Origin of the sequence: Rhodococcus sp. PBTS 1 (assembly GCF_001620025.1) — a bacterium.
Lineage (GTDB): Bacteria > Actinomycetota > Actinomycetes > Mycobacteriales > Mycobacteriaceae > Rhodococcoides > Rhodococcoides kroppenstedtii.
Genome location: NZ_CP015219.1, coordinates 18,792 through 35,140, shown reverse-complemented (window position 1 = coordinate 35,140; position 16,349 = coordinate 18,792). Strand labels below are relative to the sequence as shown.

The window sequence follows — 16,349 nt, the reverse complement described above, 5'->3', positions numbered from 1 at the left end:
GCGGGTGGGTGGGCCGGGGAGGTTGCTCCGGCTTCCGCACGGTGCTCCTCTTCTCACCGGCGCGGGTTGCGGGAGCGAGCAGGTCAGGCCGGGCCAGCGTCAGCCGAGCATGCGCTTGATGGTGACGCCGAACGGGTGCTTGGCCGTCACCGAACCCATGCGGGTCCGCCCGCGGATCTCGAGGTGCAGGGAGCTGTCGTCGCGGCGACCGCGCACCTTGTTGTCGGCGCTCCCCGCCACGGCCTGCAGGCCGTCCATGTTCACCGACACGCCTTCCGGCACGACGATCGAGATGGAGCTCATGTAGTCGTCCACCTCGATGACGACGGTCGACGAGTGCACGGTGGCGTCGGCGAAGTTCAGCGTCACCGAGCCCAGGCGGGACCGCACGCGCAGCAGACGGGGCACGTCCCACGCGCCGGACCGGGTGACCGACGACAACGTCGCCTTCACCGTGGCTTCGTCCGCACCGCCGACGGACGACACCACCGACCCGCGCGAGATCGTCTCCGGGGCAGTCGAACCCGAGATCCGGATACCCGGCAGGTCGACCAGAACGGCGTTGAGCTCGCCGCGCGTCTTCGCGGCCAGGGCGGTGTCCATCCGCTCGGTGTACTCGCCGAGGGACAGCATCCCCTGGCCCACGGCCCGCTGCAGCAGTTCGCCCACATGGTTCCGTTCGGCATCGCTCACCCGCAGGTCCCTGTCGTCCATGCGGCCAGGATACCGATCCGTCCGTTCCCCGCGATGCCGTCGAGCACCGTCGGACACGCTCAGTCGAGTCCCCGCTCGACCGCCCACCGCGTGAGCTCCACCCGGTTGGCCAGGTGCAGTTTGCGCAGCGTCGACTGCACGTGGTTCTCCACCGTGCGGTGGCTGACGTGCAACCGCTCTCCGATCTGCTTGGCGGTCAGCCCTTTCGACACCATCCGCAGCACCTCGGTCTCCCGCGCGGACAGGCTGTGCTCGGGCGGCGGAGTTTCGGGGCCGGCGGCCACGCGTCGGTACTCGCCGAGGACGAGCCCGGCCAGCCCCGGCGTGAACACCGCGTCGCCGTTCGCGGTGGTGCGCACCGCGGCCTCGAGTTCCTCGGCCGACGCACTCTTGACCAGATAGCCTGTGGCTCCGCCCTTCACGGCCGCGAGGACGTCGTCACGCTCGCCGGACGCGGACAACACGAGCACGCGGCTCCGCGGCGACGCGGCGAGCACCGCGGCCGTCGCCGACGCCCCGTCACCCTCCGCGAGGTTCATGTCCATGAGGACGACGTCGGGGCTCGTCACCGCGGCCCGACGCGCCGCCGCGGACTCGCCGTCGGCCGTCGCCACCACCTCGAATCCCCGCGCGGTGAGATCGCGTGCGACGCCGTCACGCCAGAGCGGATGGTCGTCGACCACCATGACCGTGATCACGGATTCGGTACCGTCAGTTCCCATTCCGTTCCTTCCCCGGGCGCCGAGATCATCTCGGCCCGTCCCCCGAGCGCCTCGAGGCGGCCGACGATCGATGCCGCGACGCCCAGCCTGCCCTCGGTGCGAGCGGCCGCCAGACGCTCGGGGTCGACCCCCGGCCCGTCGTCCCGCACGCCGACCACCACCGTGCCGGCGTCGTCCTCGATCGAGACGTAGACCGCCGCGCCCGGTGCGTGTCGGTGGGCGTTGTCCACGGCCGCCACGACAGCGGCCACGACCTCTCGACCCACGTCGGCCGCGACGGTCACCGGGTCGGACGGTGCCGCGACGGTCACCGTCGGTCCCACCGCCGCCCGCACGTCGGCCGTGAGGTCGGTACGCGAACCATCCCCCGTGACGCGGGATACGCTGCCGGACAACAGGTCCCGGAGCGCGCGCTCCTGCTCGGCGGCAAGCGTGCCGAGCTCCGCGGCCGGACCGCCGAGCTCTCGACCGCGCCGGTTGACCAGAGCAAGTACCTGCAACACCCCGTCGTGAACCTCCCGCGCGAGCCGCTCGCGCTCGGCCGTCGCGGCGGCGAGGGCGACGGCCTCGTCGAGTCGGGCCCGCGCGGACCGGGCGATGCGCGCGGCCAGGCCCAGCGCCAGCCCGACGGACACCAGGATCGGCCCGGTGGAGTCGCGCCACAGATCGGCGTCGAGGGTCCCGCGCACGAGAGCGATCGCGACGGTCATCGTCAGGGCGGAGGCGACTCCGACGCGCGGACCGCCGAGCAGCGCGGCGGCGACGACGGCGCCCGCCACCCAGATCGTCGTGGGGAGTACCTGGTGCTCGCGTCGCCAGTCGGGATCGGCGACCGCCACCGTCGAGACGATCAGGCCCAGCGTGACCAGCTGGTCCGCCACGACGATGGCGGGCCGAACGGCCGGGGTGACGGCGGCGACCACCGAGACGCCGGACCAGAAGACCACCACGGCGGCGAGGACGTGGGACCAGAGTTCGGCGTCGTACTGCTCGTGGACCACCAGGTGGAATCCCACCGCGTAGATCACGGTGAGCAGCCGGAACGCCGCTGCCGCGCGCCAGAGCGGCGCGTCGGCACCGGAGGGGTCAGTCGTCGGTGTCGCCGTCGATCTCACCCTTTCGGAGCCGCGCCGTCCCGGGGACGGGATCGGCGGCGTCGGCGGGGAACATCGGCTGGGACGGGTCGGACTCGGCGATCGCGTCGTACGCCTCCTCGGGGTCGTCGGCGAGCAGCGATCGCACCGCGGTGTTGGCCATCGCGACCAGCGGCACGGCCAGCAGACCGCCGATGATGCCGGCGAAGACGATGCCGGTCGCGATGGCGAGCACCACGGCGAGCGGATGGATGCGCACGGCGCGGCCGAGCAGCAGCGGCTGGAGGACGTGCCCTTCCAACTGCATGACGGCCACCACGATCGCGAGCGCGATCAGTGCCGTGACCAGGCCCTTGCTCACGAGAGCGACCAGCACGGCGACGAATCCGGTGAGGACCGCGCCGACAATGGGCACGAACGCGCCGATGAAGACGAGGGTGGCGAGCGGGAGGGCGAGCGGCACCCCGAGCACGGCCAGACCGATACCGATGCCCACCGCGTCCGCGGCCGCGACGACGACAGTGGCCCGCACGTAGCCGACCAGCGAGCCGAAGGCCTGGCTGCCGGCGGCCCGGACGCGACGACGCGCCCGGGTCGGCGCGAGCCGGGTGACGAACTCCCAGATCTGCTGGCCGCCGTAGAGGAAGAAGATGAGGGTAAACAGCAGCAGCAGGGTCCCCGTCAGGATCTCCCCGATGGTCGCTGCGGTGGTGAGGGCGCCGGAGGTGAGGGCCTCCTGGTTCGACTGCAACGACCTCACGACGGAGTCGCCCGCGGTGCGGATCTGGTCCTGGCTGAAGTGGAGCGGGCCGTCCGTGAGCCACTGCTGGACCGAGGTGATGCTGCCCGTGACCTTGTCGGTGAGGGCGGGCAGTCCCTGGATGAACTGCTCCACGACGAACGTGAGGATGCCGACCAAAAGCCCGATGCTGCCGAGCACCGCCACCACCACGGCCAGCACCCGCGGGATGCCGCGGCGATGCATCCAGTCCACCAACGGCAGCAGCAGAGCGGAGGCGAGCAGGGCCAGGCCGACGGGCACGACCACGCTCTCGAGCCGTTGCACCACGGCTCCGAGCGCGACCAGCCCGGCGAAGAGCACCAGCAATCGCCAGGTCCAGGCCGCGCCGACCCGGACCACCGGATGCACGGAAGCTGCCGGGTCGTCCGTCACCGAGCGAGCGTAACCACCCCGGGCGGGTACGAGCATCGCTTCCGGGGCACCGACACGCGCCGACCTTCAGTCGCGGCGCCGCGGAGGTCTGCGCGGGGTGGTGTCCGGTGTCGGCCCGTCCCGGTAAGTTTTCCTTCGTGCTGGTGCCCGTGCGTGCGGTCGAGAGGACTCTGCGGAGTCGCTGGCCGGTGTACCTGGCATCGATGCTGCTCGCGAACCTCCTGGGTTCCATTCTGGTGTTCGCCTTCGTGCGGTACGGCCTGCCCATCCCGGAGAACCAGTCGATCGTGGTCGACCGCGTGCGCAACGTGGTCATCTTCGGGGCGTACCTGATCTTCGCCGCCGTCGTGAGCCTGGTCACCGCGGCCATCATGCTGCGCAGCGTCATGCGGTGGCAGTTGCGCGGCGGTCCGCCCACCCGCGCGGAGCAGATGGCGGCTCTGCACGCCCCGTTGCGCCAGGCCATCGTGCATCTGGTCCTGTGGATCATCGGCGGCATCCTCTTCATGGCGCTCACCGCGGCGGAGATGCCGTCGTTGGCTGTCGCGGTGGCGGTCACCGTGGCCATGGCCGCGGCCATCACATTCGGTTTCACCTACATGCTGGGCGAGCGCATCCTCCGGCCGGTGGCGGCGCAGGCGCTGAGCGAGGGCCGGTTCGACCGCACCATGACGCCGGGTGTGGGCACCCGCATGGCGATGACCTGGGGCCTGGGCACGTTGATCCCGGTCACCGGGATTCTCCTGCTCTGCGCCACGCAGCTCACCACCGATCTGGTGTTCTCCCCGGATGCGCTGGCGATCGCCATCGCGTTGCTGTGCATCCTCGCCATCGTCCAGGCGTTCTGCCTCTCCATGCTGACCGCCAGTCAGATCTCCGACCCCATCCGACAGCTACGCCGCGCGATCGAGCGAGTCCAGCGGGGCGACACCGAGGTCCAGGTCGAGGTGTTCGACGGGAGCGAGATCGGCCGCCTGCAGGTCGGGTTCAACCGGATGATGCAGGACTCCTCGGAACGCAAGGTGCTGCGCGAGCTGTTCGGTCAACACGTCGGCGAGGACGTGGCGCGTCGAGCACTGCAGTTCGGCACCGAACTCGGCGGCGAGACCCGCTTCGTCGCCGTGCTGTTCGTCGACATGGTCGGATCCACCGCCGCGGCCTCCGAACGCCCGCCGGGCGAGGTGGTCGACCTGCTCAACGACTTCTTCCGCGTCGTCGTCGACGTGGTCGACCGACACCACGGGTTCGTCAACAAGTTCGTCGGCGACGCCGCTCTCGCCATCTTCGGTGCGCCGCTCGACCGGCCGGACGCGCCGACGGCGGCGCTGTCGGCAGCGCGCGAACTGCGCTCCGAGCTGCACGGGATCGTCGGTCTCGACATCGGCATCGGCGTCTCCGCCGGGCTGGCGGTGGCCGGCAACATCGGGGCGCAGGAGCGCTTCGAGTACACCGTGATCGGCGATCCGGTCAATGAGGCGTCGCGCCTGACCGAGCTGGCCAAGTTCCAACCCAGCCGCGTCCTGGCATCGACGTCGGCGCTGTACTTCGCGGACGAGGACGAGCAGTCGCACTGGGAACTCGGCGAGAAGGTGCAGTTGCGCGGCCGTCGGCGGGCGACGCATCTGGCGACGCCCGTCGTCTATCCGGACCCCGACTGACCGGACTCGATCCTCGCCCCGACCCGACGGGCCGGGCCGGGCGGTCTCGTTCGTTACGCTGTCCGACGTGGCATCCCCCGAGCACGACGGCCAGGCCGGGGCTCCCCGGTCGGGACGCCACTGGCGGTGGTTGCGCTGGGTGGTCGCGGTCGCGCTGCTCGCCCTGCTCATCGGGGAGGGCGTCTACCTCGCTCCTCGCCTCCACGAATCCTGGCGTGCGCTGACGGAGATGCACTGGGGCATCGCCCTCGCGTGCGTGGTCGCCCAGGCGGTGTCGCTGTCGGCGTTCGCCCGGGTGCAGAAGCAACTGCTCGCCGCGGGTGGTGTCCGGGTGACCCAGCGGCGGTCCCTGTCGGTGATCTACGCCAGCACCGCGATGTCGGTGACCCTGCCGGCCGGACAGGTGTTCTCGACGGCGTTCACCTATCGCGAGACGCGTCGCTGGGGCGCGAGTCCCGTCGTCGCGTCGTGGCAGTTGGCCATCTCGGGTGTCATCGCCGCCCTCGGACTCGCCCTGCTCGGGGTGTCGGGCGCCCTGCTGGTCGGCGGAAGCGCCAACACCACGACGTTGATCCTCCCCGTCGCCGGCGTGATCGCCCTCGTCGCGGCGGTGCGGTACGTCCGCGCCCATCCCCGGTCGATCGTCGCCGCCGGGCGCTGGGGGCTCGCGAAGTACAACGCGCTCCGGGGGAATGCGGCGGATGCGGGCCGCGCCCGGTTGGACGCCATCGTCGACCAGGTGACCTCGGTGCGGCTCGGTCCCCGCGACGCCGCGGCCGCCGCCGGGTTCTCGGCGGTTCATCGCCTCGCCGACGTCGCCTGCCTGGGACTGGCGTGCTTCGCCGTCGGCGCCGACCCGCGAATCTACGGCCTGCTCCTGGTGTTCTCGGCCGGGAAGACCGTTGGCTCGATCCCCGGCGCTCCGGGCGGCCTGGTCATCGTCGACGCCACGTTGATCGCCACCCTGACCACCGCGGCGTCCATCAGCGCCTCGCAGGCCGTGGCGGCGGCGCTGGTCTATCGCGTCGTCAGTTTCGTGCTGGTCGCGGTGGTGGGCTGGGTCGTGTTCCTCGCCCTGTTCCGCTCGCACCGCCTCGAGGATGCGCGCGCCGAGTTCGAGCAGGAGAGCGAACGCACCACGGCCGGGGAATAGATGCGGACCACGGTCCGGTTGAGTACGGTGTCGTTCCAAGTCGGTTGAAACCTCAACACACCAGGAGTTCGTCATGACCGCAGCAGTCGCCGTTCCTCAGCTCACCGCCGGTACGTGGGCCATCGACCCCACGCACTCGACCATCGGCTTCACCGTTCGCCACCTCATGGTCAGCAAGGTCCGCGGACGCTTCCAGGACTTCTCCGGCTCGATCACCGTCGACGAGAGCGGCGTCACCGCCATCTCCGCCGACATCGACGTCGCCTCCATCACCACCGACAACGCGCAGCGCGACGGCCACCTCAAGACCGCCGACTTCTTCGAGGTCGAGAAGTTCCCCACCGCCACCTTCCGCTCCACCTCGGTCGCCCCGCAGGGTGACGGCTACGTCCTCACCGGCGACTTCACGCTGCACGGCGTGACCAAGCAGGTCGAACTCACCGTCGAGTACAACGGCGTCAACGCGGGCATGGGCAACGGCCCGGTCGCCGGCTTCGAGGCCACCACCACCATCAACCGCCGCGACTTCGGCATCAGCATCGACATGCCCCTCGAGGGCGGCGGCGCCGTGGTGGGCGACAAGATCACGCTGAACCTGGACATCGAGGCCGGCCTGCAGGCCTGATCCGACTCCCGTCTCGTCGCCCCCGCCGGTGTCACCGGCGGGGGCGACGTGCGTTCGGCGATCTCTATCCTGGTGCCCATGACCACCGCCATCCACCCGTCGACGACGCGCGTGCTCGCCCCGGCCGTCGCGCTCGACGTGGTGCTCGTGCTCGTCTTCGCCGCCATCGGACGCGGCAGCCACGCCGAAGGTGTCACCGTCGGCGGCACACTGAGCACGGCCTGGCCGTTCCTGGTCGGCCTCGCTGTCGGCTGGGCGGCCACGGTCGCGCTCTACCGGGACAAGCTGGCGCCGCTGCTCATCCTGCCCACCGGGGTTCTGGTGTGGGTGTCGACGGTGGTGGGCGGCATGGTGATTCGGCGCCTGATCGGCGAGGGGACGGCCTTCAGCTTCGTGATCGTGGCGTCGGTGACGTTGGCGGTGTTCCTGCTCGGGTGGCGTGCGATCGCGCGAATCAGAACCAGAGGTACAGCGCGAGCCCGACGCCGCTGAGAGCGATCACCACGCGCAGCGGGCCGGCGGGCACGCGGCGTACCAGCCGCGGACCGACGGCACCGCCGCCCATCGCGCCGAGGGCCATCGCCCCGGCCGCGAGCCAGTGCACCTCACCGGAGAACGCGAACAGGATTGCGGCCACGAGGTTGGCCACACCCAACAGGTAGCTCTTGAGAAGTGCTGCGCGCCAAACGGGTTCGGCCGTGCAGATCAGCGTGAGCGCCATGAACACGACGCCCGCTCCGGCACCGAAGTAGCCGCCGTAGACGGCCACGACGAACAGCGACAGCGGGTAGGCGACCGGGAACGTCCGCGATCCCGCGAGCAACCGGATGCGCGGTTGGGCGAGCACGGCGGCGGACGCGACCAGAATGAGGAACGGCACCAGCCGTTCGAACGACTCTCCCGGCGCCAGCAGGAGGATCCCCGCTCCGGTGAGGCCGCCCAGCGCCGCCCACAGCGTGGACCACAGCAAAGCGCGACCGCCGCGCGCGAGTTCCTTGGTCGACGACGCCGTGGCACCCACTCCGGCGCCGACGAGGGCGACGGTGTTGGTCACGTTCGCGGACACCGGGCTCAGACCCACGGCCAGCAACGCCGGGTACGACACGAGGGACGCCAATCCGGTGACGTAGCCGACCAGACCCGCCCCGAATCCCGCCAGGACGAGCAGGAGAAGGTGAGCTACGGTCACGACCCGAGCGTATCGGGGACGGTGTCACTCGCTGGGCGCGGCCATCTCCCGCAGCAGGCGATTGGTCATGCGGGCGGCGGCGTCGGTGCTGTCCGCGTCCTCGATGTGGACCGCGAACGCCAGGTCGCCGCGGGTCCCGAGGAACCACCGGCCGTCGTCGCCGTCGCCGGACAGGCCGATCACGGCGGGGTCGGCGATGCCGGCCTTCCGCGCGTCGTCGGCGAGCGTGCGACGAAGACCACTCAGCACGTCCCCCGAAACCGGGGACCCGGCCGCGGACACCGTCGCCGGTCGTCCGTCCACCACGAACGGCACCGGGGCGGACCCGCGCGCCACCGCCGCGGCCATCTGCGTCAGACCGAACGGGGTGACGGCGAAGTCGCCGGCCTGCCCGCGGGTCGAGGCCAGGGAGGCGCCGCGGATCTGGTCGACGGCGGTGCGTCCCTCGGGCAGAGTCGCGGTCACGGTCTCGAGCCCGGCGAGGTCGTACGACACACCGAGTCCGAATTGCCGTGCGGCGTCGGCGAAATCGATGCCCTGGCGGTCCGCCGAGGCCGCGACCACGTCGCGCACCGCGTCGGCCGGGTGCAGGGCGGTGAACGCGGGCGTCCCCTGATCGTTGGCGTAGCTGTTCTGCGCGGCGGCCACGACGGCGCCGCTGGACGGCCGCATGACGACGATCGACGCCGGCGTCCCCACACTGACCACCGCGTTCAGGGCCGCGAGTTGCAGCGCGGGATCCAGCGAGGACGTCAGGTCGGGCGTTCCGGGCCCCTGGTACCCGGCCAGCTGCGTCGTCTCGCCGTCGGCGTCGGTGGCCTGCACGGCCCATCCCGCCGTGCCGTCGCGGTCGGCCTGCCAGACGGAGCGCAGCGCGTCGAGCACCGGGGAGTTCAGTCGCCGGTCGGTCGCGATCAGCTTCGGCTCGGCGTAGAGGACGACGCCGGGAATCGCGCGCAGGTCGTCCTCGAGGACGGCGTAGTCGTCGGCGCGCAGGTTGACCGCGGTGATCACGGCTCCGGGCGCCGCGGCGGCGTCGGCGAGCAACGACTCTGCGGTGATGAGCGGGGCGACGACATCGATGACGTCGGCAAGGCGGGCTGCGCTGGCGGCGAGGTCGGACGTGGCGGCGGGGTCGAGGCGCACCGAGGCGACGTTCTGCGCGGTCATCATGACCGCACCAGAGGAGTCCAGGACACGAGGCGCGGGCGCGTCGGTGCGGGTGTAGCGGACGGTCTCGCCGGCGCCGGAGTGCGGCATGACCACCGCCGGGTCCCACGCGATGCGCCAGCCGACGCCGAGCTTCTTCGCCGTCCCCTGCGTACTGACGTGCCAGGTGCGATCGTCGCCGGGACGGGGAGCACCGAAGGACCACGACGTGTCGACGGTGAAGAATCCGGACGCGTCGTCGAGACCGATGTACTGCGACACGCGGCGGGTGGCGACGCCCGGACCCATCGCGTCGAACATCTCCTCGAGGGTATGGGCCGCGGCGTTGGGGTAGGACGTCAGCGCGGCGGCCGCGGCCACGTCGCGCTGGTCGAGGGCGGCGACGAAGCGGTCCACCAGAACGGCGGCCTCGCTGCGCGGCTTGTGCACCACGAACGAGGCGATCGTCGCGAGCGAGACGAACACTGCGAGCAGCGCGACGACGTACCGGGGACGCAGAGCCATTCCCCAATGTTCACATCAGTCACACGAGTAACACAGCACGGGCAGCGCTCGGAGCGGTCACGGTTCGGTCACCGCTCGGTTCGGCATCGGTGTCACCGCCGGTTCCGAGCCGACCGCGACGTCAGCGCAGGTACCGCCCCGCGGCAGCGAGTGCCGGCGCGGAGGAGTCGCCGCCCGCGACGAAGACCGCGAACGCGAGATCGCCGCGGATGCCGACGAACCATCCGTGCGCCGGGCCGCCGGCGACCTCCGCCGTGCCCGTCTTGCCGAGCAGCCCGTCGAGGTCGCGCAGCTCCGAAGCCGTGCCGTTCTGGACGGTCTCGCGCATCATCGCCCGAATCTCGTCCGTGACCTGGGCGGGAGCCGGCTCCGGCGTGCTGTCCGGGGTTCCCGGTCGACCGACGATCATGACCGGCGCGGGGGTGCTGCCGTCGGCGATCGACGCGGCCACCAGGGCCATCCCGAACGGCGACGCCGTCACGGTGCCCTGGCCGATCGCGGACTCGACGCGCTCGGCCGGCGTGGTGGCGGGCGGGACACTGCCGGTCACGGTGGTCAGTCCCGGTGTCACGTAGTCGACGCCGAGGCCGAACTGCGCGGCGGCGTCCCGCAGCGCGGTGTCCGGAAGCCCGACGGCGAGCTGACCCATCGTGGTGTTGCAGGACCGGGCGAACGCCGTGGTGAGCGGGACGGACCCGAGATCGAAATTGTCGTCGTTCGGAATGGTCCGCCCCTCGATGTTCGCCGATCCGGGGCACGGCACCACGGTCTCGGGCGTCACCTCGCCGGCCTGGAGCGCGGCCGAGGTGGTCACCGTCTTGAAGGTGGACCCGGGCGGGTAGAGCCCGGTGAGGGCCACCGGACCCTGCGCGTCGGCGGCGGCGTTCTGCGCCACGGCCACGACGTCCCCGGTCGACGGGCGGAGGGCGACGATCGCCGCGGCGTTCGGCAGCGCGGTCAGTGCGTTCTCCGCCTTGAGCTGCTGCAACGTGTCCAGGGACACGCGGATGTCGTCCCCCGTCGTGGCGTCCTCACCCGTCAGTCGCTGGGTGGGGGCGCCGTCCGGTCCGACGAGCTGCACGGCCCACCCGGCCGTGGCGTCCTGCTGCTCCTGCCAGACGGCGGCGACGTCGTTCAGCGCCGGCGAGGTGAGCTCTCGGTTGTCCGTGAGGAGCCGCGTCTGCTTCGACAGGGTCACGCCGGGGATCGCGGCGAGCAGCGACTCGATGGGGGCGATGTCCTCGTCGCGCAGGGTCACGGCCGTCACCGGGGACCCACCCGCCGTGGCCAGCGATTCGCCGAGCGACTCCGCGGTGACGGTGGGCGCGAAGGGCGACACCAGCGCGGCGACGGCTCCGGCATTCGCCGACGCGTCGAGGTTCACCAGGGTCACCACCTGCTGCGACATCAGCGGGGCGCCCGAGGCGTCGAGAACGCGGGGGACGCGGTCCGCGGCGAGCGTCGTGTAGCGGACGGTGGTGTCCGGGGTCAGTCCGGCCACCACGGTTCCGGGATTCCAGGTCACCTGCAGGCCGGCGCCCCGGTCCGCGACCGAGCCCTCCGTGGTGTAGGTCCAGACCCGTTCGGTGGCGGTGGGGGCGGCCGACGTGCTCGTGGCTGCCGCAGTGGTCGACGCGGTCGACTCCGGGGTGTCGGTGGTCGAGGCGGCCGACTCCGGCGTGTCGTCGTCCGTCGGCGTGAAGGACCACGACGCCGACAGCGTGAACGTCTGCTGCTCCTCGTCGGTTCGGGAGACCGTGAAGCGCGGGGTGGCGGTGACGCCGGAAGCGCTGCCGACGCCCCCGAGGCCGGCGTAGATGCCGTCCAGTGCCGTGGTGGCGGCGGCCGGGTCGGAGGTGATCTCGGCCGCGGCCGCGACGTTCTGCGTGCTCAGGGCCTCGGCGAACCGATCCGCGAGCGACCGGACCTGCGACGGCGGCTCGCTGGAACATGCCGACGCCACCAGGGCGAGGACCAGGGCGGCGGCGCCGAACGACGCCGAACGACGGACCGGGTGACGAGTGATCGCGGCAGGCACGTGCTGATAGTGCCCCACGGGTCCGACGGTCACACGCCGTCCACGCCGCGCCGTCCGATCCGCGTGGCTTCCAGCAGTCCGCGTCGGCTGCAACACCAGCGGATCGCGGCAACGGGCGCGGATCGAGGCCCGCCGTCTCGCGCCAGTCGTCGACAGTCCCGGCGTTGGCGTGTAATCATGTAAGTGTGGGTGTAATTAAGTAACACCCCGAACCGAGGAGGTTCCCATGTCACCTCACGAGCATCCGTTCGACCGAGGCCACCGCGGACGTCGCGGCGGCCCCCGACCGCGGGGGGAACGCATCGGGCGTCCCGGCGGCTGGCAGCAGAAGGACGTCCCCGACGCCGGCGACGCCGAGCAATGGTTCCTCGGGCGCCTGCCCGATACCTGGTACGACGGCGCGGTCACCGTCGAGGTGGACCGCGAGGAAATCGTCGTCGTCGGTGAGCTGTCGGTGCCGGACTCCACCGCCGCCACGGTGGAAGGCCGCATCGCCCGCTTCCGCGAGGACACCCGCGGCGACCGCATGCGCATCGCCGACGAAGCCGAGGCCCGCTACGGCCGCAAGGTCGCGTGGGGTGTCGTCGTCGACGGCGAGACCACCCTGTTCACCCATCTGGCGGTGCCGGTGATGACGCGACTGCGTCAGCCGGAGCGCAAGGTGCTCGACACACTGGTCGACGCCGGAGTCGCGCGATCCCGCGCCGATGCGCTCGCCTGGGCGGTCCGCCTGACCGGCGACCACATCGATCCCTGGCTCGCCGAGCTCCGCGACGCCATGCGCACGGTCGACGACCTTCGAGCCAAGGGTCCCGACTTGGGTTGAGCGACAACGAGAACCGGTAATCACCTTGACGGTGCGTTCCACCCGCCCCTAGCATCGGACGCGACCGTGTTCCCGACGAACGGACAGCATCGAGTGATCACCTCGCAGTAGTGCGGATCCCACCGGCGAATCATCGCGGTGGCCACGTCACTCCTTCCGAGGTATCTCATGTCTCGATCCCTCTCGTCCGAGCAGTCGTCGGTCGTCGTCACCGACCTCACGTATTCCTTTCCCGACGGGCGCACCGTCGTCGACGGCCTGACCGTCACGTTCCCGGCCGGAACCACCGGCCTGGTGGGCACCAATGGTTCCGGCAAATCGACTCTGCTGCAACTGATCGCAGGCCGACTCACGCCGTCGTCGGGCACCGTCACCGTCCGCGGCAGCCTCGGTTACGTCCCGCAACGGTCCGACGTCGGAACGTCCCCGACGGTGGCCGACCGGCTCGGCATCGCCGAGGTGCGGGCCGCGCTGGCCCGCATCGAGCGTGGATCGACCCGGCCGTCGGACTTCGACACGGTCGGGGCCGACTGGGACGTCGAGGAACGCAGCCTGGCCACGTTGAGCTCGGTCGGTCTCGACGTGAGTGGCAGCGGCACAGCGTATCTCGACCGAACCGTCCAGTCGCTGTCCGGCGGCGAGGCGACCCAGTTGGCGGTGGCCGCGCAGATGCTGCGTCGTCCCGACGTGCTGGTGCTCGACGAGCCGACGAACAATCTCGACGGTCGTGCGCGAGCGGCACTGCGCCGCGCCGTCGGGGGCTGGTCGGGCACCGTGATCGTGGTGAGCCACGACGTCGCCCTGCTCGAGACCATGGACCGTATCGCTGAAATGCGTTCGGTCCGTGAGCAACCGGCCACGATCACCCTGTTCGGTGGCAACTTCTCGCACTACCGCGCCGCTGTCGAGGCCGAGCGGGACGCCGCCCTGGCCGCGGCACGGGCGGCCGAGCAGGACGTGCGTCGACAGCACCGCGACCTGCAGGACGCCCGAACCACGATCGACCGCCGACGCAAGATGGGCGACAAGGCCGACCGCGAGAAACGGGTGCCGAAGATCGTGGCCCACAATCGGCGCAGCGCCGCGCAGGAATCTGCGGCGCGCTACCGGTTGGGTCACGAGAAACGGCTGTCCTCCTCACGTGAGCGGCTCGACGAGGCCCGCGACGCGATCCGCGACGACGCGGAGATCGTCGTCGACCTGCCCGGTACCGAGGTGCACTCGGATCGCACGGTCGTCGACACCGGTGACGTCGAGATGAACTGTGGCGGACGCTTTCCCGGACGCACGGTGCGGTTGACCGTCATCGGCCCGGAACGCGTCGCGGTGACCGGTGACAACGGCGTCGGCAAGACGTCGCTGCTCCGCGCGCTGCGCCCCGACGTGCCCTCGGCCTACCTGACGCAGAGTCGCGACGATCTGGACGACGACCTGTCGGTCGTGGAGAACGTCACGGCCGTCGCCCCCACCGCGACCGTCACCGAGATCCGCACGCGGTTGGCTCGGTTCCTCTTCCGGGGTCGCCGGGCCGAGGCCGCCGTCCGAACCCTCTCCGGTGGCGAACGGGTGCGGGCCGCGCTGGCCACCCTCCTGCTGACGGAGCCCCCACCCCAGCTGTTGATCCTCGACGAGCCGACCAACGATCTCGATCTCGCGTCGCGGGAGCAGTTGGTCTCGGCGCTGCGCTCGTTCCGCGGTGCGCTGGTCGTCGTGAGTCACGACGTCGACTTCCTGGAGCAGCTGGAGGTGACGAGGCGGCTGCATCTGTCGGCGGAGGGGCTCGCCCCGACCTGAGAGGCGGAGGGGCTCGCCCCGACCTGACAGACTGACACCGTGGATTTCGCGATCAACCCCGTCGACGGCGTGCGCATCGCCTACACCGTGACCGGCGCCTCCGACGGACCCCCCGTGTTGCTGGTGCACGGCAGCCTGCTCTCGCACCAGATCTGGCGCACGTTCGGGTACGTGCGCGCGCTGCGCGAGACCTACCGGGTGATCCTGGTCGACCAGCGCGGCCACGGGCGCAGCGACGCGCCCCGGAGCGAGGACGCGTATGGGATGGACCGCGTCACGGCGGATCTGGTGGCGGTGCTCGACGCGGTCGACGTTCGCACGGTGCACTACGTCGGCTATTCGTTCGGGGGCCGCTCGGGCCTGCACCTGGCGGTGGCGCATCCGGGCCGCGTCGCCTCGGCGCTGATCGGCGGCGCCGGGGCCGGGAGTCAACGCGGCGCGCTCGACAGTCTGTTCTTCGACGGCAGCGCCGACGTTCTGGCCGAGCGGGGCATGGCGGGCTTCGTCGACGAGTGGGCCGCGCGCCGCCGGTTCCCGGTCGACTCGGGAACGCGAGCGGCGTTCCTGCGCAACGATTCCGACGCTCTGGCAGCCTACTTCCGGGCGTCGGACGCCGATCCCGGCCTGCCCGACGACGCCGTCCGCGCCCTCAGCGTCCCGATGTTGTTCTCGGTCGGCTCGCGGGACGTCCAGCGCATCGCGGACACCCGCCGCACGGCCGCGCTGGTCCCCGGCGCCGAGTACGTCGAACTGCCGGGGTACGACCATGCGACGGCGGTGGCGGCCCCCGAGGCCGTCGACCTCACGCGCGACTGGCTCGGCCGGGTCACGTCAGCCGGCATGTAGCGCGAGGGTCACCGCGTCGTCGAGCCCCCCGGTCCAGGCCTCTCCGTGCCCCGGCAGCACCGTGGCGGCCGACACCTCGCGCAGCGTGACCAACGACGCTCGGGCCTGCGGCACATTCGCCGTGGCCGCACCCGGGACCACGCGCGGTCCCGTGCGCCCGGTGTAGGGGTCGTGAGTGACCAGCGCGTCGCCGACGATGATCGCGTCGCGGTCCGGAAAGTGCAGTGCGACATGGCCGAACGTGTGGCCGGGTGTCTCGATCAGGCGGGGGGAGCCGGGAATCGCGGCGTCGACGCCGACGGGGACGACGTCCGGCACACCCTTCACTCTCAACGCACCGGCGAGGACCATCGAACCCAGGACGGGCAGCGATCGAGGATGGCGAAGCGGGAACAGGACTCGCGACCGCTCGCGCTGGTAGGTGTAGGGGTGGTGTGCCAGCGTTTCGTCGGCGTGGTGGACCCACACCGGTACGCCCCACGTGTGACCGATTCGTGCCGCGAGCCCGACGTGGTCGAAGTGCGCGTGGGTCAGCATCACGCCGACGACGTCGGACGGTGCGCGACCGAGCCGGGACAGCGCCGAGAGCAGGTCACCCCACATCCGCGGCAGACCGGCGTCGACGACGAGAATGCCCTCGTCGACCTCGACCAGGTACATGTTGGTCACCGCCCGGCAGAGTCGATGGATGCCGGGCGCCTCGTCGGGGACGAACACGGTGTCTCTCCTTCGTCGGGATCGTCGGGGCGTTCCCGTGGGTCGACGCGATAAACGGGCCTGCCCGAGGAATCGACGGCTGATACCGTCGACGCATCGACACCGCATCTGCACGATCCTGACCC

General features: G+C 71.3%; 15 protein-coding genes. 7 read left to right on the top strand and 8 right to left on the bottom strand.

What is annotated here, in order from left to right; translation table 11 throughout:
• Positions 1-99: 99 nt before the first annotated feature.
• The 4 genes from A3Q40_RS00160 to A3Q40_RS00145 are packed head-to-tail and all read right to left on the bottom strand — an operon-like array spanning position 100 to position 3,704.
• Positions 100-714, bottom strand: coding sequence for a DUF1707 SHOCT-like domain-containing protein (locus tag A3Q40_RS00160; protein WP_068099288.1), 615 nt, complete (start codon positions 712-714; stop codon positions 100-102).
• A gap of 59 nt (positions 715-773) precedes the next feature.
• Positions 774-1,436, bottom strand: a complete 663-nt coding sequence (locus tag A3Q40_RS00155) for a response regulator (protein WP_068099287.1) — start codon at positions 1,434-1,436, stop codon at positions 774-776.
• The gene (macS, locus tag A3Q40_RS00150) at positions 1,409-2,551 is read right to left on the bottom strand and encodes a MacS family sensor histidine kinase (protein WP_068099286.1); all 1,143 of its coding nucleotides are present in this window, start codon (positions 2,549-2,551) and stop codon (positions 1,409-1,411) included. The genes A3Q40_RS00155 and macS overlap by 28 nt, the downstream gene beginning before the upstream one ends.
• Positions 2,523-3,704: an AI-2E family transporter gene (locus A3Q40_RS00145; protein ID WP_371831474.1), complete on the bottom strand. Its 1,182-nt coding sequence runs from the start codon at positions 3,702-3,704 to the stop codon at positions 2,523-2,525. The genes macS and A3Q40_RS00145 overlap by 29 nt, the downstream gene beginning before the upstream one ends.
• A 194-nt stretch (positions 3,705-3,898) precedes the next feature.
• On the opposite strand from A3Q40_RS00145, the gene A3Q40_RS00140 reads away from it, so the two are divergent.
• From A3Q40_RS00140 to A3Q40_RS00125, 4 genes are all read left to right on the top strand, one after another.
• Positions 3,899-5,362, top strand: coding sequence for an adenylate/guanylate cyclase domain-containing protein (locus A3Q40_RS00140; RefSeq protein WP_068104750.1), 1,464 nt, complete (start codon positions 3,899-3,901; stop codon positions 5,360-5,362).
• A gap of 67 nt (positions 5,363-5,429) precedes the next feature.
• Positions 5,430-6,515, top strand: coding sequence for a lysylphosphatidylglycerol synthase transmembrane domain-containing protein (locus tag A3Q40_RS00135; protein WP_068099284.1), 1,086 nt, complete (start codon positions 5,430-5,432; stop codon positions 6,513-6,515).
• A 73-nt stretch (positions 6,516-6,588) separates the two neighbouring features.
• Positions 6,589-7,140: a YceI family protein gene (locus tag A3Q40_RS00130; protein WP_068099283.1), complete on the top strand. Its 552-nt coding sequence runs from the start codon at positions 6,589-6,591 to the stop codon at positions 7,138-7,140.
• 78 nt (positions 7,141-7,218) lie between these two features.
• Positions 7,219-7,632, top strand: coding sequence for a DUF3054 domain-containing protein (locus A3Q40_RS00125; protein ID WP_068099282.1), 414 nt, complete (start codon positions 7,219-7,221; stop codon positions 7,630-7,632).
• On the opposite strand, the gene A3Q40_RS00120 is transcribed toward A3Q40_RS00125, so the two are convergent.
• From A3Q40_RS00120 to A3Q40_RS00110, 3 genes are all read right to left on the bottom strand, one after another.
• Positions 7,595-8,329 (bottom strand): sulfite exporter TauE/SafE family protein, encoded by a 735-nt coding sequence (locus A3Q40_RS00120; RefSeq protein WP_068099281.1) that lies wholly within the window; start codon positions 8,327-8,329, stop codon positions 7,595-7,597. The two genes, A3Q40_RS00125 and A3Q40_RS00120, sit on opposite strands and share 38 nt — an antisense overlap.
• Positions 8,330-8,353: 24 nt before the next feature.
• Positions 8,354-10,003 carry a hypothetical protein gene (locus A3Q40_RS00115; protein WP_068099280.1) on the bottom strand — a complete coding sequence of 550 codons (1,650 nt, stop codon included), beginning with the start codon at positions 10,001-10,003 and terminating at the stop codon, positions 8,354-8,356.
• 121 nt (positions 10,004-10,124) lie between these two features.
• The gene (locus A3Q40_RS00110; protein ID WP_371831475.1) at positions 10,125-12,041 is read right to left on the bottom strand and encodes a penicillin-binding transpeptidase domain-containing protein; all 1,917 of its coding nucleotides are present in this window, start codon (positions 12,039-12,041) and stop codon (positions 10,125-10,127) included.
• A gap of 226 nt (positions 12,042-12,267) precedes the next feature.
• On the opposite strand from A3Q40_RS00110, the gene A3Q40_RS00105 reads away from it, so the two are divergent.
• From A3Q40_RS00105 to A3Q40_RS00095, 3 genes are all read left to right on the top strand, one after another.
• Complete coding sequence (locus A3Q40_RS00105) at positions 12,268-12,867, top strand: hypothetical protein (protein ID WP_235606380.1); 600 nt, start codon at positions 12,268-12,270, stop codon at positions 12,865-12,867.
• 168 nt (positions 12,868-13,035) lie between these two features.
• Positions 13,036-14,661: an ABC-F family ATP-binding cassette domain-containing protein gene (locus tag A3Q40_RS00100; RefSeq protein ID WP_068099279.1), complete on the top strand. Its 1,626-nt coding sequence runs from the start codon at positions 13,036-13,038 to the stop codon at positions 14,659-14,661.
• Positions 14,662-14,700: 39 nt separating this feature from the next.
• The gene (locus A3Q40_RS00095; protein ID WP_068099278.1) at positions 14,701-15,507 is read left to right on the top strand and encodes an alpha/beta fold hydrolase; all 807 of its coding nucleotides are present in this window, start codon (positions 14,701-14,703) and stop codon (positions 15,505-15,507) included.
• Here A3Q40_RS00095 and A3Q40_RS00090 read toward each other — a convergent pair.
• Complete coding sequence (locus A3Q40_RS00090; RefSeq protein ID WP_157889449.1) at positions 15,493-16,224, bottom strand: MBL fold metallo-hydrolase; 732 nt, start codon at positions 16,222-16,224, stop codon at positions 15,493-15,495. The genes A3Q40_RS00095 and A3Q40_RS00090 overlap by 15 nt on opposite strands.
• Between the last annotated feature and the right edge of the window lie 125 nt (positions 16,225-16,349).